The sequence below is a fragment of the Vibrio sp. 10N.222.52.B7 genome, from assembly GCF_041474275.1.
GTDB classification, from domain to species: Bacteria; Pseudomonadota; Gammaproteobacteria; order Enterobacterales; family Vibrionaceae; genus Vibrio; species Vibrio crassostreae_C.
The window spans coordinates 46,285-64,073 of sequence record NZ_JBFRTU010000082.1; the positions used below are offsets into that span (position 1 = coordinate 46,285).

The 17,789-nt window shown below is 43.1% G+C and carries 13 protein-coding genes and 2 pseudogenes; 3 read left to right on the plus strand and 12 right to left on the minus strand.

The window, feature by feature from the left end; genetic code table 11:
- Window positions 1–319: 319 nt before the first annotated feature.
- Complete coding sequence (locus AB4512_RS19010; RefSeq protein ID WP_372175350.1) at window positions 320–1,369, minus strand: hypothetical protein; 1,050 nt, start codon at window positions 1,367–1,369, stop codon at window positions 320–322.
- A gap of 492 nt (window positions 1,370–1,861) precedes the next feature.
- Between AB4512_RS19010 and AB4512_RS19015 the strand changes: the two are divergent.
- Window positions 1,862–1,966 (plus strand): annotated as a pseudogene (locus tag AB4512_RS19015) (IS3 family transposase); the annotation flags it as partial.
- Window positions 1,967–2,195: 229 nt separating this feature from the next.
- Here AB4512_RS19015 and ltrA read toward each other — a convergent pair.
- From ltrA to AB4512_RS19050, 7 genes and pseudogenes are all read right to left on the minus strand, one after another.
- A pseudogene (ltrA, locus tag AB4512_RS19020) lies at window positions 2,196–3,669 on the minus strand (group II intron reverse transcriptase/maturase).
- An 847-nt stretch (window positions 3,670–4,516) separates the two neighbouring features.
- Window positions 4,517–5,065: a hypothetical protein gene (locus AB4512_RS19025; RefSeq protein ID WP_372175351.1), complete on the minus strand. Its 549-nt coding sequence runs from the start codon at window positions 5,063–5,065 to the stop codon at window positions 4,517–4,519.
- A 494-nt stretch (window positions 5,066–5,559) separates the two neighbouring features.
- Window positions 5,560–6,165, minus strand: coding sequence for a type I-F CRISPR-associated endoribonuclease Cas6/Csy4 (cas6f, locus tag AB4512_RS19030; protein ID WP_372050681.1), 606 nt, complete (start codon window positions 6,163–6,165; stop codon window positions 5,560–5,562).
- A gap of 9 nt (window positions 6,166–6,174) precedes the next feature.
- Window positions 6,175–7,206, minus strand: coding sequence for a type I-F CRISPR-associated protein Csy3 (gene csy3, locus AB4512_RS19035; RefSeq protein ID WP_372125869.1), 1,032 nt, complete (start codon window positions 7,204–7,206; stop codon window positions 6,175–6,177).
- 6 nt (window positions 7,207–7,212) lie between these two features.
- Window positions 7,213–9,300 (minus strand): type I-F CRISPR-associated protein Csy2, encoded by a 2,088-nt coding sequence (locus AB4512_RS19040; RefSeq protein ID WP_372175352.1) that lies wholly within the window; start codon window positions 9,298–9,300, stop codon window positions 7,213–7,215.
- A 2-nt stretch (window positions 9,301–9,302) separates the two neighbouring features.
- Window positions 9,303–10,514, minus strand: a complete 1,212-nt coding sequence (locus AB4512_RS19045; RefSeq protein ID WP_372175353.1) for a TniQ family protein — start codon at window positions 10,512–10,514, stop codon at window positions 9,303–9,305.
- Between the two features lie 197 nt (window positions 10,515–10,711).
- Window positions 10,712–11,248: a transposase gene (locus AB4512_RS19050; protein WP_372117590.1), complete on the minus strand. Its 537-nt coding sequence runs from the start codon at window positions 11,246–11,248 to the stop codon at window positions 10,712–10,714.
- A gap of 202 nt (window positions 11,249–11,450) precedes the next feature.
- Here AB4512_RS19050 and AB4512_RS19055 point away from each other — a divergent pair, with 202 nt between their 5' ends.
- On the plus strand, window positions 11,451–12,260 hold the full coding sequence (locus tag AB4512_RS19055) for a hypothetical protein (protein ID WP_372175354.1): 810 nt from the start codon (window positions 11,451–11,453) through the stop codon (window positions 12,258–12,260).
- A gap of 263 nt (window positions 12,261–12,523) precedes the next feature.
- Here AB4512_RS19055 and AB4512_RS19060 read toward each other — a convergent pair whose 3' ends face one another.
- Window positions 12,524–13,906, minus strand: coding sequence for a DEAD/DEAH box helicase (locus AB4512_RS19060; protein WP_372118948.1), 1,383 nt, complete (start codon window positions 13,904–13,906; stop codon window positions 12,524–12,526).
- Complete coding sequence (locus tag AB4512_RS19065) at window positions 13,900–14,445, minus strand: hypothetical protein (protein ID WP_371724562.1); 546 nt, start codon at window positions 14,443–14,445, stop codon at window positions 13,900–13,902. Before AB4512_RS19065 ends, AB4512_RS19060 begins: the two co-directional genes overlap by 7 nt.
- Window positions 14,446–14,546: 101 nt before the next feature.
- Between AB4512_RS19065 and AB4512_RS19070 the strand changes: the two genes are divergently transcribed.
- Entirely contained in the window at window positions 14,547–14,849 is a 303-nt protein-coding gene (locus AB4512_RS19070; RefSeq protein WP_372175355.1) for a helix-turn-helix domain-containing protein, read from the plus strand.
- A 9-nt stretch (window positions 14,850–14,858) separates the two neighbouring features.
- Here the strand turns inward: AB4512_RS19070 and AB4512_RS19075 are convergent, their stop codons facing one another.
- Both AB4512_RS19075 and AB4512_RS19080 read right to left on the minus strand, forming a co-directional pair.
- Window positions 14,859–15,953, minus strand: coding sequence for a TniB family NTP-binding protein (locus tag AB4512_RS19075; RefSeq protein WP_372175358.1), 1,095 nt, complete (start codon window positions 15,951–15,953; stop codon window positions 14,859–14,861).
- Window positions 15,922–17,787, minus strand: coding sequence for a Mu transposase C-terminal domain-containing protein (locus AB4512_RS19080; protein WP_372175356.1), 1,866 nt, complete (start codon window positions 17,785–17,787; stop codon window positions 15,922–15,924). The genes AB4512_RS19075 and AB4512_RS19080 overlap by 32 nt, the downstream gene beginning before the upstream one ends.
- Window positions 17,788–17,789: the final 2 nt, after the last annotated feature.

The window sequence follows — 17,789 nt, forward strand, 5'->3', positions numbered from 1 at the left end:
GTTTTGGGTCAATATGAAGTTTGGCAGTCACATTGACTAGAGGTCAGGAAGTTTGCCACGATTGGCTACAGCACACCTTTGGACAAAATGTATGGTACGCCCCGTTTTGCATTGAAAACTCAAAATAACGGAGTTGGTTTGCGCTAATGTATTCAGAGTATAATTGAGACTTACTTCCCATAGACGCATGAAAGTGAGGTGTTTTGACGGTGCCAATGCAAAAAACGGTCAAAATGAAATCTGACGTATTTATCTGATCATTTGAGAGTAGTGAAAGCCGAGAAGTGACGGCTCTCGGCTTTGAGGTTGTGATGGTCGCTTATTTCTGCGTTAAGCCGAAATTGATCTTCTTACCAGTGGATAGCTGAGTGAATACTGGCACATTCGAGAAGCGTTTTTGCTTAAAGTGCTCTTTAAAGTCCTCTGGGTACTTCTCTCTGTATTCAGCAAATTCAGAGTCAAAATCAAGCGCTTCAGCGAGGAAGGCAACAGATGGCTGGTAGAAAAATACGTTGCCTTGATCCGTTTTGAGCGCTTCAACAGGGAAGAAATTTGGCACTCCGGCTTCATGTATTAAGAAGTCGCCTTTTGGCAGGTAGGGGCTATCGCTATCAGCATTGCGGTAAATATAGCCAAGCTTATCGACTATCACAGAGCAACCCAACCCAAGCGGCGGGTAGCTGATTGGCCCTTTTTCTTCTTCCACTCTATCAAGCACTGCTTGATATTGAGGCTTAAGGCAATAGGTCAGCTCATTGTCTTTGCCAGCCATCGGCATCACGGCAATGTATTGATAATGGCTTGGTGAGAACAAGCCTTCTTTCACGGAATCGATGGTCTTCACTGATGCCACTTTTGGGTCGCTGTTGTAGGCATGTTCAGCCATCGACACCAAGGTCGCCTTGTTTTGCTCAAAGAGTTCAAACAGATCACACTCTGGCTTGCCTTCTAAGCAGGCGTCATAGTGCTTGACGGGTGAGATGATCATTAATCGGTTTTTATTGTAGCTAGGAGTGCGTTTTTTACCGTTACCGGAGTTACCCAAAATGGCGGTGAAACCCGCAACATTTGAAATCGAGCCAATGACCATGCCAATGGCATTTAAGCCTTGGGTGGTTTTACGAGACCAGCTGATATAGCCATCGGCGAATTCGTCAAGGTTGTTATTACCAAACGGTCGCTCACCAGTCATCAACACACCAAGTTGCTGCGCATGAGAGCGGGGCGAATCGGTCATGGTCTTGATGTCGTACTTGGCAAATTCCACCGTTTTATCTTTAACCGTTTGCTCGGGTGTTTTTGGGGTGTACTGAGGCGCACAACCAACCATAGAGGCCAAAATAAGGCCAGATAAAAGTGTTCTAAACATGGGTCGTTCCGTGAATAGTCGAGAGGATAATAAGGGTGATTTTGCAAAAAACCATTCCAAAGAGAGGGGATATGGACGCAAAAATACCTGCTTAAAATACCATTTACGCATACGGTTTAGTACCCGTGCGATGAGAGCGACATCACACATCACCAGTATGAATGAGAAAAACGTAACAGCCATCGACCCCCGTGTAACCTAGTATTGCTTAAACTGGCACAAACCTTAGCTAACAGTAAGGCAGGGAAGCCCAACGTTTGATAATTCCATCAAATATTGATAGATGCATTATTAAATCTACTTGGAATGAAGTATTTAGGATAGTTACTGGTGTGCCACTGAACCGTCCCAGCAGTTTTGGACATCGAGTTAAGTGAGTACAATTACTAACGAGGTGAGCAATGGCAACTAAGAAAACTAGAATTAACATTCCCCTGAACTTAAAGCAGAGGCTCTGAAGCTAGCAGAGAAAGTCGCAGTAGCTGCCGCAACAAGACAACCTTCGAGTACATAGAAGTAGATTATAATCGGACGAGAAGACACAGTGCTCTTGGGTATCTAAGCCCAGTTAACTTTGAACAACGAAACGTCGCTTAACGAAGTGTTCAGTCTTGCTGGAGCAGAACATTCCTAGATGAGCGGAGTTCGCATAAACTGTTGTAGTGCAAATTCACATGAACAAGATATGAATGAGTATTTACTCTGAATGACTTTGGTCGAGTAGACGACACCTGTTACCAAGTGCCGCCCCTCTAAGAACCCAGCGTGCAACTTTCACTGCACTAGGCTCAAGCCTCCACGAAGGCATCGTTTGATACCCAGCAACTTATAAAGCAGTCGAAGTAGGTTCGTTCCAAGAGTTACGAGCTAGCCTTTTAGACTTTCTCTTTGCCAAGTATTCTTGGTATTGAGGGTCAAATGGCGTTGCAGCACTTCGGATTTTCACATGTCTTTCTATCGGCACTTTAGCTATTTGGAAGAGATTGAACTGGCAATCCATATCCATGATCTTCTGCCAACCGTGAAAATGCCATTGGCCTTTTCGGTTGATGAAGTATTTTAGGGCGATCCAAGTTTTAGACTTTGTTGGATGACGCCTTTTGGCCCAGTGCCATAACGTATGAAATAGCTTGTGACCTACATATCCGAAGACCTGTTTTGCTACGCAGTGTCGATAGTAGTTCGACCATCCTCTGAGTTTCGGATTTATCAGTTTGATAAGATCGTTGACTGGGAGGGTTACGTGCTTTTTGACGAGTTCACGCAGATTACTTAAGAACATCAACGTATTGGATTTACTCGGTTTAATGAGCAGTTTCCCTTTGTACTTCCTAAGGTTGAACCCAAGAAAATCAAAGCCATCGTTGATATGAGTAATGTGCGTTTTCTCTTCGGATAATGCTAAGCCTCTATCCGCTAAGAAGTCAGCAATCAACGGTTTGATATCGTTCTCCAGCACTTCCTTTGAAGCGCAAGTGACGACGAAATCGTCGGCGTATCCAATGAAATTGGCTCTAGTACCCTTTTTTAAGGGCCGTAGACTTAATGTGCTGCTCAAGTCCTGCAAGAGTCATTAGCATCAAGGTTGGTGATATAATTCCACCTTGTGGTGTTCCCTCGTCGGTGCGATAGAACAGACCTTTGTCCATAAAGCCAGACTGTAGCCATTGTTCCAACATTCTCTTATCAACAGCGATGTTATCAAGAAGCCATTGATGACCGATCTTGTCGAAACAGGCTTTGATATCCCCTTCAAGTACCCATTTGGCTGATTTCTTTAATGCCAAACATTTGAAGCACTGCCCAACTGCATCGGCAGTACTACGATTTGGCCTAAATCCATAGCTGTTAGGGTCGGCAAGCGTTTCCGATATAGGCTCTAATGCAAGAAGGTGGAGGGCTTGTTGCGCTCTGTCTATCATACATGGAATTCCCAGCGGTCTAAGCTTGCCATTCTTTTTGGGGATGTAGATACGCTTGAGCGGTTGGGCTTTGTACGCCTTTCTACTCAATTGATTAACTGCTTTTATGCGGCGTGCATCTGTGTTCCAGATGACACCATCTATTCCAGGCGTTTTACTGCCTTTATTTTGAGATACTCGCTTAACCGCAAGAAGTTTGGCTGAGCGAGAATGAGTTAGTATCCACTGCAAGGCTTTCGCTTTGCCGTATTTACCTTCTCTAGTTGCCTTTGCGATACGCATCTGAAGCTTTAATACATGCGATTCAACGGCTTTCCAGTCGATAGACTGCCATAGGGCGCTGTCAGGAGAGGCACTAATCTCTTTAGAAATCATCATTTGCGATTCTCCTTAAATAAAGTTCTTCAAACTTTCTCGCAATGGAAGACCAGTCGGAAGTGGGCTCACTTTCGTGACAGACACCAGTCTGTATCTGCATCATTACAATACAGCCTTTGCTTTCTCCGACCTCCTTTACCTGCATCACTATCGGCTACAAAGGCTTTCCCCATAGGGAGCGATACAGGCTTACCCTGTTCCGTATGTTACGTAAAATGTCAACTTAGATGCCCACTCTAGTGCGGAGAGTACTCCGATCACGAAAGGCCAATGCCCAACTCCTTTCCGACTCTCGTTGCCGTTTTGGCCACAGCGTATTAACCACTTCCGCTGCTTCATCGTATAACGCACCTTTAATGGATTCACATACGTTCATCATATTGACTCCCTAGCACTTACCCGAATTGTGGTTTTCAGGAGGAACATCCTCTCACGATTTTGTTCCCACTCAGCCTATAGGCCTAGTTTCGTTACATTGTCAGATCCGCTACTTTATTCAGGATCCTAGGGTCGTCTGGTGATACAGACGGTTCACTCTTATCGTGGTGAACAACGTTTCATACGACTTCAGGTCGCACGGGCACTTTCGAGTTAGAAAGTGCCACGAGTAAAATGCCACGGGTAAAAATTCAACCAGAGAAGCTTGTGGACAAAATCGAGTTTAGTTTTGCGCCAAATTATAAAACCTCGGATAGCTTTAGGTATGGAGTGGCCTAACTGATATCCAATGATAGTGGGGCGGATCAGATAGTCCTTTTGTGCTCCCCAAACAAGATCATTACTATGAGAAAAGCTAACAACAAGCCGTAAATTATAATTAATAGAGGCTTTCCAACTAAAACCTACCTCAGCTATGACTAGTGATCGCTGCTTCTGTTGCTAATTTGAGCTTTGTGATTTTATCACTAGTCATCTCAAAGCTACTGTCATATTTGTTCGTTGAAGCAACTCGAAGTTGACGCTCGACAGACATCAGATCACCAATAACTCTACGTAACTTAGCTGCTGACATACGAATCTGTTTCATTATTTGCATCACTGACGCCCCTGAAACGATAACGCAACCACTCATGGCGTAATACTTTGCATTGAGAATCATTTCAAACTCTCGGATACAACTATTAGCAACAAACAGCTCATCAATAGTTAAGCTGTCAAAGTAGCTCTCTACATGAGCTGAAAGCCCTATCTCGCGATAAGCCTCCCTTAGCTTTTGGGCTTGGTCATCTAGTTGACCAATAATAATATTCGCTAATTCATAGTTTTCATCTGATAGATAAAATTCGTCATTTTTATACTCTGATTCTTCCAGACAAAGTGCCATAACTTTAGCAATGATATCGCTTATACTATCATTGGCACTGCCATCAAAAGCTGCCTTGATAATTTTACTCATACCGTGTCTCTTGTTCATTACGACCTCAAAAGTATTATAGGGATATGTTGGTAAAATGATAAGCTTGGCTAATTCAACCTATGAAGATTCTGGAAATTTCCGTGTTAAAAAACACCTCGGATAAAATCGACCAACTAACAAAAAACCATCAAGCCTAAACATGATGGTTTTGATTATTAACTGCTTGCTCAGCAGGCTGGTTGCTTTCTTCCTGGCCTATTCTTAGCTGCCTATGCGGCAGGACACGAATCCTTCAGTATTTTCAATATCCCAACAAGATTCTTAGCTGCCTATGCGGCAGGACACAGGAATCCATTGTTTACAACACTGGCATTCAAATTCTTAGCTGCCTATGCGGCAGGACACTGTTAACTATAGTCGCTAAGCTGTTAATTCCACTTGTTTTATATCACAAAAGTCTAAAATACCCTTTTTCTTATTGCGTCTATAACTCATTGTTTTTAAATATCTAAAATAAAAATTTCAAAAAAGGGTCAAAAACTGAAGTCAGGTACCGTGCCTTTTCTTTCTTGATTGGTGGCTAAACCATAGCTATTAAAGTTTGCTGCAACGCGCTCTCTAACAAACTCCTTTTGTACAAACAAAATATAACTTTCCCCTGATGAACCGCTGGAGATTGGGATTCGATGAAAACTATCGATGATTCGCTCTTCATTAGTGGCTGGTAATGATTGTCCATCACCAGAGAAATCGGCTCTCGCCATGCTACGTTTGATTCGACGTTTCTTGGAGCCCAGAAAACTTTTCCCAATCGTTTGATTACGGGTAAACCTCACCTCAACCGCAATGTCAGGCACCTCACAAACACTGGAGATCTCAAATAAACCTTCATTTACCATCACAGAGAAATAGGGCTGAAAAGCGAGTCCAATCATCATCTCTTTATCTTCAGCAACAAAGGCAATGGTTTGGCCAACTGTAGATTCGTTCCAGTCCGGAAAACTCACACCTATTTTATTCATGGCTTGTCGGTTATTGACCATAAACAAGTGCATTTGGGATATACACCGTCCTGCCAATAATTCATGGTCGGCTTGTGCAGGCATGTAACGTATTAAGAAATAGTAACGCTTAGTCATATCTATCCCTTACTTCGCTTTAGAACAATTGAATAGGCCGCCTTTGATCAAGACAGACATGATGAAGTGCACATCATTTGGGATGACTTGAGAAGCTGTCATGCTTTCAATCCAGTTCTCTGTATTTCTGACTAATTGGTAAAAGTCATTTCCATGGGACACGTGTCGCCTTGCTATAACGTATTCTCGATCTGCCCCATATTCGTTCACTCTTAATGGTTTATCTGCGTTTTCATGCCACCAATCGTCAATCGATTGCAATGCGGCTCCAACTTTTTGACCATGAAACGCAACGGTTTCCTTTCCGTTCAATAGTTCGACGGTAGCTAACTGCTTAGTCGGAACACCATCTTCTCGGCTATCTAAAAACTCTTGGCTTGGGTAAACCTCATCTCCCCAACCAACTCCAATTTTAGCTTTGACATCCATATAGAAATATTCGGTTGGGTCAGCCAGAGCTCGCATCAAATAGGCTGTGAGCTTTTCTAGGCATTCTGCTGAAGCCTCATCCCAATGACCATACCAAGAAAGCCTTGTTGCGTTTTCTATAATCAAGGTTTGCGAATCACTGGTGGTCACTTCTATCGACAGGTTTCGACACTCTCTGTTGCGCCAAAGCCAACGGCCAAGCAGTATATTCTTTGCGTATCGATGAGCGAGCTCCTGATACCCATTGAGCTCTTTATAAGTATTAGCCAGTAACGAAAGTTTAGAGCGGACTTCATCGTCACTACAGATATCTGGGGTTAGAGAATTTGCTCGAATTCGAAGGGGGAATGCACAATAGATATCATCGACACCTGGCTTTACATAACACTCTTCGATGAACTGAGGATTGGAGTGAGCTAAATCTTGTGGAGCAACATTCTTTTTTACGAACTTGCCCCCTTTATATGCTTCTGCATAACCACCTTTTGGTGCTCGCAACCTAGTTCTATCAATTTCAAGGGGACACATCTCACCACTTTTAGATAGATAGTAGAAATATGCTTTGCCAGCAGAGAGTGATCGAACATAGTTCAGCTGAGTGCAAAGTTCCATAAACGATTAATCCCTATAGTTTTTTATAAGAATAGTTTCGCTACTGCATTCTATCGACCAAAAGGCGTGCTTTAAAAAGTGATCTCTTCCACTAAAACGTACTTCTATCGGGGTTACTCGCTGAGCAAGCCCTATCGCATTCTCTGCATAAGCGTGACAACTGGTGATTGAGTTGCCCCGTTTAGTTGGTTGTTCTAACAAATGGTAGCCAATAGAAACTGGCAAGTTATCAGCATCTTTAGTGATTAAACGTTCTAGATCATTAAAATCATTCGGCTGTTTTTCACTTGGATATAACCATCGCCCGTATGCTGGTAACCCTTTTAAGACATGGAAAAGCTCACTCCTGCTGGTAAATGTCTTAAGCCACTCAACCTGCGTCGATAGCTGTGGTTGGTATAATGCCCCTCCGGCGAAAGCAACGGGAAGTGCCGTTTTAAGCGCGGACTTAAAATCTGAAATTCGGCTGTCGCTATGGACTCTGATAACTAAGTCTATTTCTAGGTCCGCTAATCGTTCACTACGAATAGTTGGTCGCTTCGCGTTAGAAACCGTTCGCGCTTTGGCGACTGAATTGGGCTCGGTAAGCTTCGCTGTCGGTTGAATATTTTCACTTCGAACATAAAAAGAGAAACTCGAAAACTCAAACAGGGAATCACAATTAGCTCGCTTATTAAACTCTCTTTGATAGCGGTGCATAAAGCCCCAAATAGCAGTCAAAGAAGGAGCACCACATAGGTATGGGCTACTCATTGCGACCGCATCTTGCACTCTCATTGATGATAAATAGATATACTGCTCACCCGTTACCTTATCTTCATTGCCATTTGGTTTACTAAGTTGTTCAAGTACCCATACGATTTGGGCTTTGACGACCTGCATAAGCTTAGGATGATAGGCAAACTTCGCAGCATACTTGTTATTCTGAAACGAGAGATGCAAGCGACGATTTAACTCACTAGCTAAAGAGCCTAGGTCCGATTCTGGTAGCGACAAAAAGGATTGAACTAAAGTGTCATCATGTTTCAATTTCTGTTGATTGGGTTCAGCATCAACGATATCTCTTAACTCAATTAATGGGAGCATCCACAGGGCTATCTGCTTTCGCAATATCTTACTTCTAACCTTACGAGCGCTCTCTCTTTGCTTCTGTGTTTTTGATGGTTCGGATCCAATTAAGTGATTTAACACCTGACAAATTTTGGCGTTAGTTACCTGATAGTCATCAAAGTAGCGGCCACTCTTTTTGCGACTTTCAGTTAACGTCCCACCCTGCGCTGGTTTGACGTCTAGCGGGTAATTTAGGGCTTTCATATACCCACCTAAACTGCCACACAAGTTCCCGATACTTGCAGAATTCGGCAGTGACAAAGACACAAAGCTAAGCTTACTTTCTCGACTTCTCGATCTCACTTCTAACTCGCTCTGAATGGCATGGCTGACCACTGGGGTCACCGAAATATAATCATCCCCCCATGGAAACCGCAGTTGCTTGCTGTAAGTGCTGACACTGTCAGGAAAACTATTATCAGGAAGTTTCTCTTCAATTGTGTGTTTTAAGCGATCAAGTGACTTAACACCCAAACCAAATTCTTTAAGCAGATCGAGCCAAATAGGGGTTTCTTGCTGAATAAGTGAAAGAAGACTTGCGGACTGTGATTGCCAACGAAAAGAATTCAATAACCACAATGTATGCCGATACACTGCAGAGTTATGCGCCCACCCTAAGCGTTGCTCTAATACTGCGCTTGAAATAAATGCCTCGGTTGTCACAAGAGGCTGTGCAACTATCCGCTGATCTTTAACTCGGCAGTCTGGAAACTTGAGGTTATGAGTATGGAACCATTTGATTTCATCAAGAGATGCCTCTAGGTTCTCAGTCGCTTTTAAATGCCTTTTAGCACGAGCAACATCCAACCAATCAGAGCATCTATCCGCTTGATGGCTTGAACTGAGATTAAGCAAGATCGTTAATGCTTCTTTTTCATACCCTTCAACACAGACATCTTCCGTATAGGGCATGAACATCTTCTTTAAAGCAGACTGCTTTACTGCCTCGTCTTCAATTGCTAATAAGCCACTTAATTTCGTCATAATTACCACTCAGGTAGATATACACTTAAACCATCACTTTCAGAGCTCATTCGAGTCAGCTTTGTTTCGATGACACTTCTTAAAGTAAACGCCGACTCATGACTCGCTATCTTTGTATGCATTCGCGGCCTGATCGCGGCTTTAATCTCACCAAACTCATACAGCCGATACACTTCATCGGTGGTGCAAGAAAGCAATGTAGAAGCTTCTAAGGGGCTGAGCAGTACATCACCGATATTTCCTTTGCCGCTTGAGGGCACTGTTGCCATTAGCTTTGTAAAGTAAGCTAACATCTGTGCAAGCACTATATTGTGACTCAACTGCCGACTGGGTAACTGACGGCAATCTTTAAGCAGAGCACCAAAAGCTTCATTGAAAAACATCTTCTTCCAATCTTTTACTCGCACAAGTTCTGCCTTCTCTTTCAAGGCATCGAGGTCTTGCCACAATGCCGTTGGCCAAGAGCCACAATATTCAATGAGTGACTCAAAACTGAGGTCATCGATATCGCCATAACGATTTACATACCAAAGAAAAAAACCATAACGCTCAGATAACGTCATTTCTGCTTTCAATAATCCCAAGGGTTTTGAATCACTTCCTGACAACCATTGAGCGACCAACACCTCAACCTCTGGCGCATCCTCTACTGGCGAGTTTCGAAGTTCATACCCACATTCACACTGGCCAATACTCTCGGTACTTTTGTATTCAAGCCTCGACTTACACTCAGGGCAGTGATGAATCAGCTTACAGCCATGATGTTCACAAGCTTGGTGAGAGATAAATTGCCACTGCTGGCGAATGTAGGGAGCTTCGTCAATACACAGCGGGCAAATAGGCGTGAAGCGTTTGCGAAGAAAAGCATAAGGGTAATCAACCCCGAATCTATGTACAGCTTTGTATTGCGGAGAGAATTGAGCTTTTGAATGTGATAGCGCTAGGCGCAGTACACCAAAGTTATTGAGCTTTAGTTGGTTCTCAAGATGAATGAGAACCCGCACTCGCATTTGGCTTGTGGTTTGAGCGTGGTAGATATTAACTCGTTCGAGCTCTAAGGGGAAAGAACCAGCCATCGCTTCATGCTGATCCATGGTGTCGAACCAGATGTCTTCGGCGAAATGAGAAAATCGCTCGTAACCTTGCTCTTGCGATAAACGCAACAAGAAGCTTTCAAGCGATTCGTCAGAATAAAGTTGAATGTCTGTATTCACATGCCACCTAAAACTTAGAGTTTCTAAGTTTTAGTATCGGAGATATTTCATGCATTGCAACCATAGAGGCCAACATATTTTGCAAAAAACGCCTATGAACTCATTCAAAATACGACAGAATCGCTTGGTGATCACAAACTATGATGCGAAAGAGCTAAGAAAATTCTGCCCCATTCCTTCTCAGCGCGAATATCTACTCAAAATCTTAGACTGTACGTTTGCCTTATCTGTAGTTTTTCTTTTTTACGGCGAAGCTCTTCGTGTGTGCCACTCCACTCCTTACTGGCATTGGATGAAATTTTACAGCCATCAATAGCAAACATGTTACGGCCAATTAGGCCTTGTTCATCGCATATCATGAGGACCTGAGTGAACAGTGGCTCGATGGTGTCCTTCATTTGTGCGATGAAAGCCGCGATCGTGGTAAAGTGCGGTCGTTCATCGCCCGATAAGCACATGAAGGTGACGTTGTTGATGCAAGCCCTTTCTATGCTACGGCTAGATAACATGCCGAGGGAATAGGCGTAAAAAATAACCTTAAGCATGATGGAAGGTGGGTAAGCCGCCGCCCCGTTTTTGTCGTTGTGGTAGTGCACATCAAAGGGCGAGAGGTCGAGGTGGTTATCGACAATGTGAGAAATCGCATACTCGATAGTTCCGGGGATGAGTTGTTCATCGATGATGATAGGGACGAACATGTTTTGGTTCGAGTAATCGGTTTTGAAGTTGGGCATAACCGTGTCTCGTGGCGAATAATTTAGATTAGATCACAAGGAATTAGTGCGTTCAAGTTCATATCATGATGAAATGGCGGTAGGATCAGAATTGAGACGGGCGAGGAGAAATTCTACAGCCTCGTTATGTGACCAGAATCCCCCACGTTTAGTAGAAACTTTACTAAGTTTAGATCTGGGGCTAATTGAAAGGAGTATGAGTATGAATTATCAAAACACACTAATAAAACTAGGGGGGGTGATCTTAGGTAGCATGATGTTAACTGGCTGTCCAATCGATGGAGCGACTGGAGAACAGGGCTCAATAGGAGCGACTGGACCACAAGGCGCAACAGGCTTAGATGGAATAAATTGTTGGGATACCAATGAAAACCGGGTGGATGACGCCAATGAGGACATAAACGCTGATGGCTTATGGGATGTGAATGACTGCGCTTCTGTTGCTGCAACCAGCGTTAGTCAGAATCTTTCTGTCGATTTGAATCATCAACACATATGCGAGGCATTAGCGAACCTGGGCCAATATCCGCAAGGCTGCCCGTCAGTAACGCACATAACCCCCAATGCAACAGGAGACTTCAGACAGATTTCGTTCATGTTGGATGATGGTAGTGGAAACACTGCATTTAGTTGTGGTTTCCCCCCGAACAACGGACTGTTGACTCTCGAAAAAAATCAATTGGATCAGGTTTATTACTGGAAGTTGGAAGGAGGCTTTGTCGCTAGCGCAACCGTCATAGCTCTTGAGGACGAGCTTGGTGCCGATATAGGGAACCCCAGTAATAGCTGCTTGGACCTTTGCGAAAATGACCCTGAATGTATAGCATCTTACGCGGAGTCAAAAACCGTATTTTCAGGGAACACTAGAAACATTGTATACAATTGCGCACTTTTCCATCATTCAGATACGATTCAACCTTTTGAGAAAGCATGTGACGATAAACTGGCGAATTGTGGTACTACCTCAGGAGTTTTGTCCGCTAGTCAGCGATGGGCTGTTCGCTGCCCTTGACACATAACAAGGCAAATCAATCAGACGCATTACGGCTTGTCATTGTTTTTGCTAAAAAAAGGCAGCAAAAACACCGCCAAACCTAAGCGCTGTTGTTTGCGGCGTTAACTTCCTATACTTCAACTAATCCGTTATATCCTAATTTAGTAATGTAACTGGCAAGGTTCTGTCCAAGAATGAGTTACGATTTCAACAAGTCGGCTTGTACGATCTAGTCGTGACTAACAAGCCGATGTGTAAGATCTAATATGAGTTACTACAGTTTAAGTGAACGCTGCAATAACCCTCTGCTTAAATTGACCTAATCTCAGCTCATCCAAAGCTAAAGTGAGTCCTACATTATTTGAGTTGATAACATCTGAAGCTTCTCCCCAATTAAGTAGGCTTGGGTGAGGTCGATCAGATTGAACGCTTCCCGACACGGTACTCGGTGTCAGGTGCTTTTCATCAGTAGCGCTCGGCACATTATTCTCTTGTTTAATGTACAAGCAGCTATCAGGAATATCCTGCTCAATTCTTTCAGCAAACCCAATCAAATTTTCTTCAGCGAAGGTATACAACCATGCTTCTTGGTTGGGTGAATCATTAACTCTCAATATCCTTCCAAGCACTTGCCTGAAGTACAGTTCCGTTTTTACCGAGCTCATATGACAACAAACCTGAAGCCGAGGGATATCCGTTCCTTCACTTATCATCCCAACACTCACTATCCACTGAACCGTTGAGTGACGAAAGGACTCAATTTCATGTAACGGATTATCATGATGATAAGTCACTATGCATGCTGATTGATTAAAGTGCTCAACAAGTCGCTTTTGAATGTCTTTAGCGTGCTTAATAGAAGAGGCGACCACCAAGCCTCCAGCACTTGGGGACTCTTCCCTTATCTGCTCTAACTTTTGGCAGCCGCTATTTAGTATGTAATTCATAGCATCTTCGTTGTGGATGACGCTTTGATAAGAGACATCGGATTGTTTAAGGCAATCAAGAATAGAGGCGAAGTGTTGATTGTCACTGCTAGCCTTAACGCTCAGGTGTTCATTATCGATTAAAACGATTTTAGGGCGGCGGCATACCTTATCTTCAACTGCCTGTTGCAAGCCGTATTGATAATCGCAAACAACCTTGCCTTCAGGATCAGAATACTCAGCCATGACAATAGGTAACCGATCAGAACGCCAAGGAGTGCCCGACAGCGCCAGAGTATAACGAGCAAAGCTTTGGATCTTCGAGACGATTTCTAGCCCCCATGAATTTGACCGTCCCTCATCATCAAACGAGCAATGATGGATCTCATCAAATACCACTAGTACTCGATACTTACTGACGGTGTTCCAGAAGTTTTCATCTAAAAAACGGATGGATTGATAGGTATAAGAGCCCCCAAGAGAACCCAAGCCTCCATTAAAAGAACATTCCAGTTTCCATGAAAAGGTCTTTTGCATCCCTTCTGCAACAGTCAGTGAAGGAGAGAAACACAGCACTAAGTCAATCATGCCTTGTTCAAATAACCGTCTCGCAACCTCGGCGGCCATAACGGTTTTACCCGCTCCAGGAGTCGCTTGGCAGAAGAAGTGTGAATACTTGTTTGAAGTGAATTTCTCGATAGCTTGAGCTGCACACTCGGCTTGCCATGCTCTTAACATTGAGGAGCCTTACTTTGCGCGACTTGCATCCAGTTGGTTAGTGCATTAATTCTGCCTAATAGCTTGGCTGAGCGTTCTCTTGCCGCATTAAATAGCGGCTGCATATCTTGCTTATTGTTTGGGAAACGCATTAACAACGATTGGTATTCCTCAATCTCGCCTAGAGTAATTGCCAACTCGCCTTCATACTGTTTCTTCTCTTGCTCTAATGCATGTATAGAGTACTCCGAAGTTTGAACAGCCATTGAATCGACTTTAGCTTGCCTATTTCGACCCGATCTAGGCTCAACTGTGAGCGCTTTGAATTCGTTAGTTTGATGGTAACGTTTGTCTCTACGAGTCCCAATAACAGAAAGCCAACCTTTCTCCTCAAGTGATAGAAGTTGTTTATAAACATACTTTCGCGCGTCGACCTTGCTCGGGAAGGCTGAAGTACCGTTTAACAAAGCATCCCTAGCTTCTGTGACGGAGAAATTGTCCATCCCTTTTTCAATCAATAGGTTAAACATGTGAGGGTTAATTCTGGTTACTTTCTTCATGTGACTCTTACAGGCAATAAAAACTTAGGATTGCTAAGTATACAAAAATCAGTAAAACTTAGACAATCTAAGTTATCTAAAGGTTGAAAAGAAATGTGTAAGTGCAAAAAGACAACCCAATCCCAGCGAGGCTCAAAGCTGCGCGTAAAAAAGCCAAGATCACCCAAAAAGATTTAGGGGTGAAAATTGGTATGGAGCAGAGTTCTGCTAGCGGTCGTATGAATCATTACGAAAAAGGCAGACATGTACCCGATATTGGTACGCTTGAACGTATGGCTGAAGAGTTAGATGTGCCGCTAAACTACTTTTTCTGTAGGAGCGAATTGAGCGCTGAGTTAGCATGTGCCATTGATAAGATGAGTGATGAAGAGAAGGCGGTGTTACTGGAGAGCCTAAAGAGCTAGAAGTAATACTTAAGCTTTAAGTCCATTTTTGCTCAATAACATACTCAATGGAATTGCATCCGTAAATCGCGGAGCAAGTATCTTATCTTCTACGGCAATGGCATTCAGATTGTAAGACGATCCAGAGTCAATTTGATGAAGACGAAGCTCCTCGATAGAACAATTAAAAGGGTTGTCCAAGTAGGGGAACTTAAATGAAAAAGTACGTGACAATATCGCTTTATCTATCGTATCAACGTTCTCACTGAAACTCATAAGTAGTGCGTCTTTCAAGAAGTGCTTTAACGCTCGGCACTCCCCTCTACACATAATAAACAAAGGATATAACACTTCATTTTTTGTAAGCACCGGCGGTTCTTCACAGCCCATTCTCGCACTCAAACCAGCGACAAATTTAGCAAAGTGCTTTTTTTGCTCCAAGTCAAAACTATAAGATGCCGTTCCACTCGAATGGCTGTTAGCTTTCAACAGCTTGAAATAGTTAATCTTTCGTCTCCAACTTAATCGTGAGTTCCATTGTGGCTCTGTCGCTATTACATCAGCATATGGCATACCAACCAGCACAAACGAGACTTTTGCTTCTTCACTTATATATTTGAACGTATTAGCAATAGCTTGCCTTTCTTCTGCTGTAGAAAACTCCACAAGCTCTTGAATTTCATTGACGATAATCAGCTCAACAGATTTACGTTTAAGTTGCTTTACAACTGCCTCACCAAGAGCAATTTCATTACGTCGTCGGGTACCTCTTCCGCCTGACTTTCCATCTAAATCGACTAGAAACTGCGTAAGCGTGTTCTGTTCATTTATGCGGCTTGGCACTCTGGTGCTAAGAACCGGTTGTTTGCTCCAAGTTGAACTCGGCAGAAAGCGTGATAGATAATTGTTAATCAAAGCCGTCTTTCCACTTCCGGCCTCACCAGTTAACAAGAAAGACTCCGGTTCACCGCCAAGGGAGTGATTAAAACGAAGTTGATCGAAAATGGAGTAGATTTCAGTTATTGCAGGGTACTCGATAAAGCTGGTTTCATAGGACTTTAGCTGCTCAAACTGACTAGACGTTAAGTTCAAATTAATACCCCTCAATATCTTCAAAATCATCATCAGATAATTGCTCTGAGACATCGAACACTACCGTGGTTTCTTGTTTTACTGGAGTCGCATTGATTGAGCTTGGCCCTTCTGAGCCCACATCATTAAACTTTGCTAATTTCGAAGTATTGCCCGTTTTAGGCAAGCTAGCCTTATTGCTTTTTGCACCGCGGAATCTATCGGTTTCTTCCTGAATACGTTTCTTCATATACAGAAATGTATCCGCAAGCGCCTCATCATCAGCAAGCTGCTTAGTGTTAAGCCTGCGTACTTTATGTATGCGCTCATGTTCAAAAAGGGACAGTCCTTTTGTATATCCGTTGTTGTCTACCGCTGGAACTTTTATGTACCTCTTTTCCGATTCTAGGTAAACATGGATGTAGCTGATATCTGAAGGGTCTGTTTTGGTCTTAACAAACAGCTTTTTGCCATTATTGGACGCCCAGTATTTACGGTATTCAATAAGTTCTGAGGACTGATAGCGTAGGTTATGAAGCCTGATCCCTGCCACTCCAATAGTTCTGTGTCTAAGCAAACCTAGCTCAACTCTCAACTGCTCCTTCTCAGCACCAACGTAGTAGGAGGGAGTCCATTCCGATTGGTTCCACTTGTGGTATGGAATATCACGTTCTCTTGAATCTGGTGCCATGTGGTAATAATCGACAATCCATTTATGAAGTAATTCAAGAAATACAGAAACTCTAACCACCGCATCCTTCTTTGGGTTGTAATCTTGTAGTTGAGTAGGGTTGGTGAATGTTTTTCCAGGTAGTGAATTAACTAACCCTTTATTCATCTGATCAAACAGCTTTTCGATCCCTGACTTTCGCCAAGGTTTAGCTGCTTGACTGTATTGGATGTCAGACACTAGAGGCCGTAACGAATCTTCCAAGCTTTGACTCCAAAATTCAGCACCATTATCGACAACTAAACAGTCAATTTTGCCGTGACAAGGCCATTCATTATCAATGGATGGATACCTTTGCTTTACCCAACTCTTATCTAGTAGCGAGTTCAATAGCGCCTTTCTGACAGAGTCAAAACTAGGCTCTCTAAAGTTGATACTGCACCCAACGATACATTTACTGAAGCGGTCATATAGCATCGTCAGGTAGGGTCGACCCAAAGGAATATCTAGCTCGTCATCAATCAAAATTACTGGGACTGGTGTATGGTCAATTTCGACATACTCCATTGGTTTGGTCGAAACTACTTGCTGACCAACCGAGCGAAATTCTCGGTCTGCGTATCGTTTACCAAACCTTGCAATCGCTACCTCATAAGGAGGTAAGTCGTGTATTCGATTGTAAAAAGAACGTTCGGAAATTGGTTTTATTTTCCCCTCGACAATCCCACGATTTATTTGAATCACTCGACTCTTATAGTATCGATATGCTTCAGCAGCACTTAAGCGTTCACGAGTCAGGTATACGCTGTTAATTGCTTCATCAACTAAAGATTGAGAATCGAACTCTTTTTGTCGATTGCCTTTAAACGTATGCTTAGGAATAAGCGCACATGGGTCTTTACCCGCTTCAAAGTAAGATTTTTTCCAAGTTGCTAAAGTTCGCCAACTCGGGGGAATGAGTTGTAATTCCGATTCCACAAGATTTAAGAGAGGGTTCAAGTTTTTCTCGGTCCATCCGCCTTTTAAACGCTTCTCTACGAACGCGATGATTTTGATACGACGGATAACTTCTTGCTGTACCTTCGGTGATTGAGAATCAATAGTTGAGGATATTTCAATAGGTTCATGAATTAGCTCTATTGGAAGCTGCTGAGACTCTCCCTCTGAAGCTTCAAATTCATCAAAGAACCCAAATATGTTGTTAGAGTCCGATGGCATAG